Genomic DNA, 9,617 nt, shown 5'->3' on the forward strand with positions numbered 1-9,617 from the left:
GGCGCGAGCCGCCGCGAATTTGGCGCTGAAGTGCTGCTCAAAAATTCCGGAGGCGGCGGATTTACCCTGGTTGCGGAATCGGCTGTGCCCTTGCACCAGGATTTGAATACGGAGGGCGGTAGATCGGAATTGGGAATTGCAGAAGACGATTCGGCGTTGGCGCATCTTTCACAAGTGATCCCCATGCGCTTGCTGCCCGGTGAGGACGCGAGCTGTTTGAATCTTTATCGCCCGCAAAAGCCCCGCATTCTCGGCGTACCGGCGGCGCAAATCGAGCGCGGTGGGTTCGCGTTTCAAGAAACGCTTGATGGCGCTGCCGCAAATCCGTGGCCTTTACTCGAACAGGAATCAGAACCGGGCGTGATTCCAGCTATCGGCGATTATAATTCTGCGCGCTGGATTTTACATTTGGGCTTGGGGAAGGATTTTGTGATGAAGAACGAATTCGGCGAGGAAATCAAACTGCGGTTTGTCGCTTTGCTGCAATCCAGCATTTTTCAAAGCGAAATTTTGATTTCGGAAGAGAATTTTGTGAAGCACTTTCCGGGTCAAAGCGGGTATTCCTATTTTCTGCTGGAAGCGCCGCTGGCGCAGGCGCAAGCTCTCGCGCAGGCGCTCGAACGCGATTTGAGTGATTATGGCTTCGATGCCACACTGACCAGTGAAAAGCTGGCGGGCTTTCAGGTAGTCGAAAATACTTATCTCTCCGTCTTCCAGACGCTCGGCGGGCTGGGGTTGCTGCTGGGCACGCTCGGATTGGGTATCATTCTGTTGCGCAATGTGATCGAACGCCGCGGCGAGTTGGCCACGTTGCGCGCCTTCGGATTTCGTGAGGCAACGCTGCGCCACATGCTGTTGTTTGAGAACGGTTTTTTGATCTTCACCGGCCTCGTGCTGGGAAGCTTATCTGCTCTGCTCGCCATTGCTCCGCATCTTGCCGCCAGCGGCGCGCAAGTTCCCTGGTTCTCGCTTGCATTGACGTTGCTGGCCGTGTTCGCCAGCGGCATATTTGCCAGCCTGGTGGCGGTCCATTTCTCGGCGCGCATTCCGTTGCTGCCTGCGCTGAAAGCGGAGTGAAGAATCTTTTAACCGTTTTTGCGTAGTTTTTCGTTTCAATTTTTGAGGGGAGATTGCGATGCGCGAGAAAGTCCAGGATCGATTTGGCAATACCATCTATTTGACGGATGAACGGTACCATCATTTTTCCCACCATGCCGGAAATTCTTGCGATCGCCGCCTGACGGACTCTGAGTTTGTTAGACGGTGCTGTATTCGACGCTTTTTCATTTGGATTCTCCTACCATTTGAAATAAAAAGGCAACGGCAGAGCCGTTGCCGATCTTTCCAAACCCTCAAAAATTTCAAAACAAAATTTACTTCACCCGCTCCAAATATTTGCCCGTGCGGGTGTCGATTTTGATGTTGTCGCCTTCTTTGATAAAAAGCGGCACCTGCACTTTGGCGCCGGTTTCAATCACCGCGTTTTTCATGACGCCGGTGGCGGTATCGCCTTTCACCGCAGGCTCGGCTTCGGTAACTTTGAATTCGATGAAGAACGGCAGTTCCGCGGAAATGGCTTTGCCTTCATAAAACATAACGTGGCAGATATTGCCTTCCTTCAAGAAACGTTTTTGGTCGCCCAGCAAATCTCCTGAGATGAAGGTCTGCTCGTACGTTTCATTATCCATAAAATAAAGATTGTTGTCGGCCTCGTAGAGATATTGCATGTCTTTTTCTTCAAGCTGGACTTCTTCGATCTTATCAGACATGCGGAAAGTGTGGTCGACGACCCGGCCGGATTTGGCGTGCTTTAATTTTGTGCGCACCATTGCGCGCCAGTTTCCCGGATTAAAATGCTGAAATTCGACGATTACCCAAACATCGTTGTTGTGCAAGATCGCCATGCCATTGCGAAAATCGGAAGCTGCTGCCATGAAACAAACTCCTCTGGTTCAAGTTATGAGATGAAACGGTGTTTTCAATTTTTAAGGGCACTGGAGTCGGATTGCGCTCCGGCATTCAAACTGTCGATCGTGCTGTCCAGCGTCATGATAACCTGCGGTATTTCCGCGGCTGGTGTTGAGCTCGGCGGGATTGCCAATGAATCAATCGTGCGCAACAGTTCCGCCGCTTCCAGCGTGTCGCTGGCTGCGGCTTCCACTTCGGCCGGCGGCGCTTTCGCTACGCCGCGTTGCGCGAGCGGAACGCCCGACACTTCCAGAGCCTGCGCCTGCTCCGCAGTGAGGTGGCGATGCAATTGCAGCAGCCAAAGGACCCGCTTCTGCATGCGCTGGCAGGCCTTCATCCGTTTATAAGGATTGAAGTATTTGGGATTCGGCAGCATGCCCGCCAGCAGTGAAGCCTCGGCCCAATCGAGATGAGCCGCGGATTTGCCGAAATAAAACCGCGCCGCCGCCTCTGCGCCATAAATGCCGTCGCCCCATTCGACGATATTGAGATACAACTCCAAGATCCGATCTTTCGAAAGCGTTTTTTCAATGCGGCGCGTGAGAATGATCTCACGTACTTTGCGGCGCAGGGTTTTTTGCTTGTGCAAAAACGCATTGCGCGCGAATTGCATCGTGATCGTGCTCGCGCCGCGCACGTAACGGCCTTTGGCGAGATTTTTCTCGAATGATTCTTTCATCATGTCGAGATTGAGGCCATCGTGCTGATAAAACAAATCGTCTTCACTGACGATGACGGCCTGTTTCAGCTTGTTCGAAATCTTTGAGGCCGGCGCCCAGAGCCGAATTGGCGACGTGAATCGCCGCTCCCAATTGATTTTGCCGGCTGGCGCCGTGGATTGCGGTTGATACGCGCGGATTTCCTCCGCACTCGGCAAGCCGTCGAAGATCAACCACCAACCGCCGCCGAACAAAACAGTCAGGATAATCGCTATAAAATAAAATCGCCGCTGGCGCGGGGTGAGTCTGCGCAGCGGCGAAAATCGTGAGCCATTCCGCCCGGCAAAGGGCTGGGAAACTTCGGAATTCATAATTCATCAAACTGACAAATTACCTTCCGGGCTCGCAAACGCGCCGGAGCTCTCATTTCGCTTTCAGATTGATCTTATAGCTCGATTTGTTTTTGGCAATATCGATATTGTCTTCACGCGCCAACCAGCCCAGCGCGAGCCACAATAGCTTATCGTCCGCACCCGTCGCTTTTTTTAGATTCGTCGGCGTCATATCTTCCTTGCCTTGCAAGGCTTGCCAAATTTTTCCGGCAACTTGACCGATTTCTCCAGTCATCACTCCTCCTTGAGATTACATTATCTATATTTTATAAACGGCATACGATATAATGATTTGCCCCAGGAAAGTCAAGCTTTTTTTGAGACTTGCTCGAGCGCGAGCAGCAGTTCTTGCGCATCGGCAAAGCGTTTTTGCGGCAATTTTTGCAGTGAACGCTTGATCAAGTTCACCAAATCTTCCGGTAAATTGATCTGCCAGGATTCGATTGAAATCGGATTTTCATTCACGATGGCATAAGCCAGCGCAAAAAAATTGTCGCCTGAGAAAGGCCGTTGGCCAGTGAACAGTTCATAAAACAAGACCCCCAAGGAAAAGACATCGCTTCGTTCATCCACCTCGAGATTACTGATTTGCTCGGGTGACATGTAAGCGGGCGTGCCGGGCATTTGGCCGGTTTGCGTTAAACGTTCCGCCGCATCAACTTTTCGCGCGATACCGAAGTCAAGCAGCTTGGCATGATTTTGCGCATTGACGATGATGTTGCTCGGCTTAAGGTCGCGGTGAATGATGCCGGCGCGATGCGCTGCCGCCAGAGCTGAAGCGATTTGCCGCGCCACCTCCAGTTTCTCCGCGAATTTTTTTTCAGGATTGTGCGCCCAGTCATCCAGACGCATTCCCGCAAGATATTCCATGCACAAACACGGCGCCTCGCCGATGAACTCGACCGTATAAATCACGGCGATGTTGGGATGATTGAGTTGCGAGAGGGCGCGCGCCTCCGCCAGCAGCCGAGCGCGCTGCGACGCTTCGCGTGTGGCCTCCGGGTGGATGAGCTTGAGCGCGACCAGGCGTTGCAAATGTACATCGCGGCCGCAATAAACCACGCCCATGCCGCCGCGCGCAATTTCATGAAGAATTTCATATGCGCCGATGCGGTCGCCGCGCTGCAATGCGCGCCAGGCCGGCGCCGTGATCACATTCGTGGCATCATCCGCCGCTACCGCGGACAGCCACGTTTTGAGCAACGGCGAGCGCAAATGCGGCTTGCCGTCTTGTACCAACAAAAGCCCGAGTGCGCGCAGGGTTTGCAAAGCTGTGCGTGAAACCGTGTTGGTGGTCGTTTCACTTGACGCCAAATCGCTTTGCGCGCAGCGACGCAACAGCGCTTGCTCAACCGGCTGCAAAGTCTGATAATCGACTCTGAAAAAATTCAGCAAGGCGTCATCGTGTTGCATGCTGCTGAACGCCGCTTCAAGATCGTCAAACTCGAGCATGCGTTTTGCCAGAACCTGAATCAAGAAAGGATGCCCGCCGCTCCGGCGGTAAAGTTCAGCCTGCAAAGGCTCTGAAAATCCCCCTTGCCGGAGCAGCGCCTGGCATTCATTTTCCCGCAAAGGTGGAAGATAAAGCGGCGGCGTGAAGCCGTGCAAGAACGGCGAGGTTTCCGTGGCAGCAAGCGTTTCCAGGCGTGTGAGGCGGCGCGTCGCTGTAATGAGACAGCGCATCCTCTCGCTGCCTTGCATCACGCGCCGCAGGCGCGCGAGCACGTGTGGATCGTCTTGCGCGACGGCGAGCAAGGCTTCGACTTCATCACATAGCAACAACAATGTTTTTTGTTGCAGCCGTGCAGCCTGTTGAATTTTGCGCAGCAGCTCGGGCGTCCTTGTTTTTTCCCAATCGGTTTCAGCGGCGAAACGGCCCGAGGTTTCATCTAGCGCCGCGAGCAGGCTCTCGCGCAACGTGGCATCATCGCTCGCGCCCTCCATATCCCAATACACCGGTAAATAGGGCGATTGGGCATTCTGCAAAACCCGTCGCTCGATTTCGCGCAGCAGCGAGGTTTTGCCCATGCGCCGCAACCCTGCGACCCAAACGGCGGAGCGGCTGCCTTCGAGCAATTCCGCCATCAAATCTTCGCGGCCAAAAAATTTTTCCCCGCGCACCCACTGGCCGATGACGAACGGATTGATTTGTTGTTGCTGCTTTTTTCTCATTGCCTTTGAAGTCACGAATCGAATTTATTCTTCAGCGTTTATGCCGTTTCTTCCCCCACTTCCAGGCGGATCGCCTCAACTTCGCTGGCAGGGATGACCCGCCGTCGCGCCTCGATGGCGCGGTTCACCAGCCGCACGCAAAATTTTTGCACGAGAAACGGCTTCCCCTCTGAAAGCAGCCAGATTTTCTCGGCCGCGTCCGGGTCAAATTTGAAAAACCCTTTCACCGGTTCATGAATGAGCCGCAATGTCTCCTCGCGCGTCAACAACGGCAGGGCAACCTGTTCGAAAAAATTGTACCACGGACTTGATTCGCTTTCCCACTGTTTGCGACTGTTGCTGCCGGTCAACACGGCCACGAGATTCTCGCTGAAGGATTTCATGAAAATCGAACGCAGATGCTGATTGGTGCGCTCGCTATAGCGATTCAGCTCGTCGACTTCTTCAAGCAGTAGAACCAGGCGAATCTTTTTGTTTGCCGCCCATGCGCCGTGTCGTTGCGCCTGCAGCAGGCCGATGATTTTGCGTAAATCATTGGCAAACTCGCGAGGGCCATAACCGGCGCGGGCAACCGGTTTCGGCGCGGCCGCTGCGATCTCCGCGCCAAGTTGCTCCCGCAATTCCTCGATCACATGCGCAAAAAAGAATTCTTCGGGAACCCCCTGCAAATCTACGAACACCGGCACAAAGCGGTAAACCGGATCCTCGCGCTCCTGCAATAAGCGCAGTAGTTGATGCTGCACCGAGGTTTTACCGATACGGCGCGGGCCGTACACCATCAAGCTATTATTGGGCAACGTACACAAGATGCGTTCGAGTAACTGTTGCCGGCCAAAGAACATTTCCGCGGTACGAATGGGCGCGCCGGCAATGTAGGGGTTGTAGTGATGCACAAATGCAATGCGATTGCGAATCATACGGTTTCCCACCAGCGCGCCAAACACCAGCACCAGGCCCACGCCGCTGATCAGCCAAAATTGCGCGGTGCGATAAAGCGGCGGCAAGCGGCGCAGACGCAACCGTTCCGTGCTGGCGTGTTGCTCGCGATCGAGATCATACGCGGTCACAACGATTTCATTTTCACCCAGGCGCAACGGAATTTTAATTGAAAAATTATATCTGCCTTCCGCATCGGGCTTCAGCAGGGCTTGCTTTTCGGCCGGCGGCAACGGGATTGCTGCGCCATTCACGGCAAACATGATTGCAGCAATGCCGGAATCGTCCTTGGCGTAACCGCGCACCGTGAGCTGCCCGGCGCGCATGCTGGTGTTGGCTGCTTCCGGCTCACGAATCACCAAAACCGGCGAACCGGCGCGCACGAATTCGGTTTTTGTGATTGTATCGCTGCGCGCGGTTTGTTGGGCGGCAGGCGCGTTAAGCTGCGCGATTTCAAATTGCACGCGCTGCTGCCATGCCGCAACAACAGCATCATTCGGCGCGAGTTGGCGCAAACGCTCGAAGTGCTGCAAAGCCTCAAAATAGCGGCCCTGCAGATAGGCCGCTTGCGCGGCTTGCATCAGCAATGCCAAAGAATCCGATTCTGTCAGGGCGGGTGAACTCGGGCGAGTGCCGGTCGCGGGCGCAGGATGTTCCGCAAACCAACGCATAATTTGCCTGCGACCCTCATCGTCAAAGACAGGATTGGCGGATAACAGTGAATCAATGCTTTTGCGCGCCCCGCTTTCTGCCCGGCTTGCGCTGGCATTCAGCAAATCCGTCCAGGGAATTTTCGTGGTTTCAATTCTTCTCAATTTCAGCAGCGCGGTTGCCGTCTCCTGCAGGCGCAGCAAATTGTTGTGATCTGCCCGGCTTTCCGAAATTGCTGCATAGCCAAGTTCGCGTTCGAAATTCTCCACTGCCGCGGCATAATCTCCCAGAAAGTATAATGCGCGCCCGAGCTGATAATGCGGAAAATAATCAAACGGAATCAGCCCGACTTCACTCACGGCATTGCGCTTGGGCCCGGCTTTGATCGCAATAGCCGCGCGAAATTCGTTTGCCGCCTCCTGCCATTGATTCTCATCGACTTTTTTCAGGCCGTTTAAATAATGCGTTGACCATTGCGCGCTCACCGAAATTGCCGGGAGCAGCACAACGCTCAAAAGTGCAATAAAAAACCGGCCCGCTCGTAAAGTCATGTTACAATCTCAACACAGTGGATCCGATGAAACCGATCTGCCCGAGCGCCGGACAAATGTCAACACTCCCTTCGAAGCGGACTTTATTGTTGAGCACAACGCCGGCGCCGGAGGTCACATGAACGAAGCCAGATTTATCCGGAAATTCGCGCTGCAGATTGGAATCGCGCGAAGCGGCCTGCAACCCAAAATTCGGCTCTGTATAAAACCCCGCGCGCAGCAGCCAAATTTTGCCAAGCTCCGCCAGGCGATACTCCAAACCGGCGCGCAGCGCTAAATGATTTTTGATACGAACGTCGTCTTCACCGTCGGAATCACGATAGCGGGAGCCGGCCTCCGGACTATCATCTTGCGGCAAATCAAAATTCAAGCCTTGCAGCAAATAATGACTGCGATAAAGCAAGACATCCGCCGCACAAAGCAAACGGCTGCTGGTCTCCCAACTCAAGCCAAAACCCCAATGATCCGGAAGATTCAGCGTAAACGGTAAACGTTTCTCTTCCGGTTTAAAAAAGACGGCATCATCAAGACCGTCGTTCGGCGTGCGATCAGGCAAGGTATATGCGGGGTAGATGAGATGATTTTCAACGTCATACGACGGCAGGTTGTCATAAACAATGCCAAGCGATAAACTCGAGGTGATTTCCAAAAGCAACCCGAGACTGAAACTCGCTTTGAATTGATTGCGATGCACATGATCGATGCGATAAAGCGCTTCGACACGCGGCGGTGTGATTTGATCCGGCGCCACATTGAATTTCGTCTGCAACCAGAGAGCGGGCTCGAAGTATTGGCGTTCATCGAGGCGCAACCGCAATTGCGTTGTGCGCAACGCCAGGCCGGCGTGCACGCGAGGTTGCAGCGTTTTTGCGACGACAAAAGCATTATGAATAACTTCGGAATAATGCTCGCTCGTGCGTCCCGCGAAATTGCCGGAAGCGCCGAACTGTTCCGCGATGCTCAGCGGGCGATTGGCGTTGATTGTCACAAATTGCTGGCGATCAAAACTGAATTCCGAACGGAAGGCCACTTGGCGAAAGACGGCGAAGGTGAAACCCCATTGCGGATAGATGACATTAACGAGGGTTTGATCGAAAACCGGTTCATATTGCCGCTGCTCACCCTCGCTTTGCACGCGACGACTCACGGGAAAATCATATGTCTGCCAGCTAGCGCAGTGGCTCAAACTGATTTCCGGCGTCGTGAGAAAACTCAAGCCGGCGGGATTAATCGCAGCGGCGGTGGCATCGTCGGCAATGCCGATAAATGCGCCGCCCATGCTTGCGGGGCGACCAGCCGGATGAATCGGAATCAAACGAAACTGGCTGAACGCGAACTCCGGCGCCCGCGGCCGCTCGATTTGACTGAAACCCGAATCGCACAAAAAAACCAATTGCAACAGCAGAAACATGATACTTCGTCTCAACTTTCGCCGGGAGATGCTGTTGCTCAGATTAAGCACGCGGCTCAATTCGGTACAATCCCTAACACAAAAATGCGCTGCCATAGCGGCCTCGATCATATAAATTTCACTAAAAAGATAGCGCATTGCCGCCGAATTCCAAGGGGAATTTTGTGAATCCGCGGCGGCGCGATCGGTTTGCTGCCTTGACATTGCCTGAATAAAAGCTTAATGTGCAAGGCAGCAAAATCGAATATTCAATCGCGATGCAGGATTTTTTATGGCAGAGACAAACACCGCCGGCTTACAAGAGAACCTCGCTGCGTTGCAGGCGCTCAATCGTCTGGCGCAAACAATAATTGCCGCGCCGAATGTTGATACAATTTTGAATAAAGCCGTTGCAACAGCGACCGAGATTAGCGGCGCAGCCGGCGCCGCTTTGATGTTGCTCAACCCGGGCCACGCTGAAACCGAAGTCACGTCTTCCGGCTTGTTTCACACGCTGGTGCGCCATGACGCCGAGCAAGAACATAGCGACAACACGCTGCGCCAATTGCAACGCATGCTCGCCGGTTGGATTTTTAAACATCGTGCGCCGCTGCTTTCGCCGTGGTTGGCTGAAGATGATCGTTTTCCAGGATTGGCGTTGCTCGGCAGCGCGGCATTCAGCGCAGCCGGCGCGCCGATTGTCTCGGGAGATGAAATTATCGGCGCGCTCATTGCGGTGAAAACGGAGAGACTCGTGGCGGGCGAAATTGTCGTGACGCTGCTGGTACAAATCGCGGCACTGGTGGCGCCGGCATTGAGCCGTTTGCGTCGCATGCAGGAACTTGTCGAAGAAAATGATTACTACAAGCAAACATTGCTTGCGCAACACGGCTTGCCG

Annotated in this window: 8 protein-coding genes; 2 read left to right on the forward strand and 6 right to left on the reverse strand. The window is 54.0% G+C overall.

What is annotated here, in order from left to right; all coding sequences use genetic code 11:
- Window positions 1–1,077, forward strand: a 1,077-nt coding sequence (locus tag FBQ85_20715; GenBank protein MDL1877561.1) for an ABC transporter permease, incomplete at its 5' end; no start/stop codon positions are given.
- A gap of 296 nt (window positions 1,078–1,373) precedes the next feature.
- Here the strand turns inward: FBQ85_20715 and efp are convergent.
- The 6 genes from efp to FBQ85_20745 all read right to left on the reverse strand — a co-directional run bounded on the left by efp (window position 1,374) and on the right by FBQ85_20745 (window position 8,944).
- Complete coding sequence (gene efp, locus FBQ85_20720) at window positions 1,374–1,934, reverse strand: elongation factor P (GenBank protein MDL1877562.1); 561 nt, start codon at window positions 1,932–1,934, stop codon at window positions 1,374–1,376.
- A gap of 44 nt (window positions 1,935–1,978) precedes the next feature.
- Complete coding sequence (gene mtgA / locus FBQ85_20725) at window positions 1,979–2,998, reverse strand: monofunctional biosynthetic peptidoglycan transglycosylase (GenBank protein ID MDL1877563.1); 1,020 nt, start codon at window positions 2,996–2,998, stop codon at window positions 1,979–1,981.
- 52 nt (window positions 2,999–3,050) lie between these two features.
- The gene (locus FBQ85_20730) at window positions 3,051–3,257 is read right to left on the reverse strand and encodes a hypothetical protein (protein ID MDL1877564.1); all 207 of its coding nucleotides are present in this window, start codon (window positions 3,255–3,257) and stop codon (window positions 3,051–3,053) included.
- Between the two features lie 68 nt (window positions 3,258–3,325).
- Window positions 3,326–5,191, reverse strand: coding sequence for a hypothetical protein (locus FBQ85_20735; protein MDL1877565.1), 1,866 nt, complete (start codon window positions 5,189–5,191; stop codon window positions 3,326–3,328).
- Between the two features lie 38 nt (window positions 5,192–5,229).
- On the reverse strand, window positions 5,230–7,329 hold the full coding sequence (locus FBQ85_20740) for a hypothetical protein (protein ID MDL1877566.1): 2,100 nt from the start codon (window positions 7,327–7,329) through the stop codon (window positions 5,230–5,232).
- A 1-nt stretch (window position 7,330) separates the two neighbouring features.
- On the reverse strand, window positions 7,331–8,944 hold the full coding sequence (locus FBQ85_20745; protein ID MDL1877567.1) for a hypothetical protein: 1,614 nt from the start codon (window positions 8,942–8,944) through the stop codon (window positions 7,331–7,333).
- Window positions 8,945–9,011: 67 nt separating this feature from the next.
- Between FBQ85_20745 and FBQ85_20750 the strand changes: the two genes are divergently transcribed.
- The coding region (locus tag FBQ85_20750) for a GAF domain-containing protein (protein MDL1877568.1) at window positions 9,012–9,617 on the forward strand (606 nt) is incomplete at its 3' end.

The organism is Cytophagia bacterium CHB2 (genome assembly GCA_030263535.1).
In the GTDB taxonomy this organism is placed as follows: Bacteria; Zhuqueibacterota; Zhuqueibacteria; order Zhuqueibacterales; family Zhuqueibacteraceae; genus Coneutiohabitans.

Bases quoted from the DNA above. Each gene is read 5' to 3' on its own strand.
- efp (MDL1877562.1), bottom strand. From the start codon at position 1,934: ATGGCAGCAGCTTCCGATTTTCGCAATGGCATGGCGATCTTGCACAAC.
- mtgA (MDL1877563.1), bottom strand. From the start codon at position 2,998: ATGAATTCCGAAGTTTCCCAGCCCTTTGCCGGGCGGAATGGCTCACGA.
- FBQ85_20735 (MDL1877565.1), bottom strand. From the start codon at position 5,191: ATGAGAAAAAAGCAGCAACAACAAATCAATCCGTTCGTCATCGGCCAG.
- FBQ85_20740 (MDL1877566.1), bottom strand. From the start codon at position 7,329: ATGACTTTACGAGCGGGCCGGTTTTTTATTGCACTTTTGAGCGTTGTG.
- FBQ85_20745 (MDL1877567.1), bottom strand. From the start codon at position 8,944: ATGTCAAGGCAGCAAACCGATCGCGCCGCCGCGGATTCACAAAATTCC.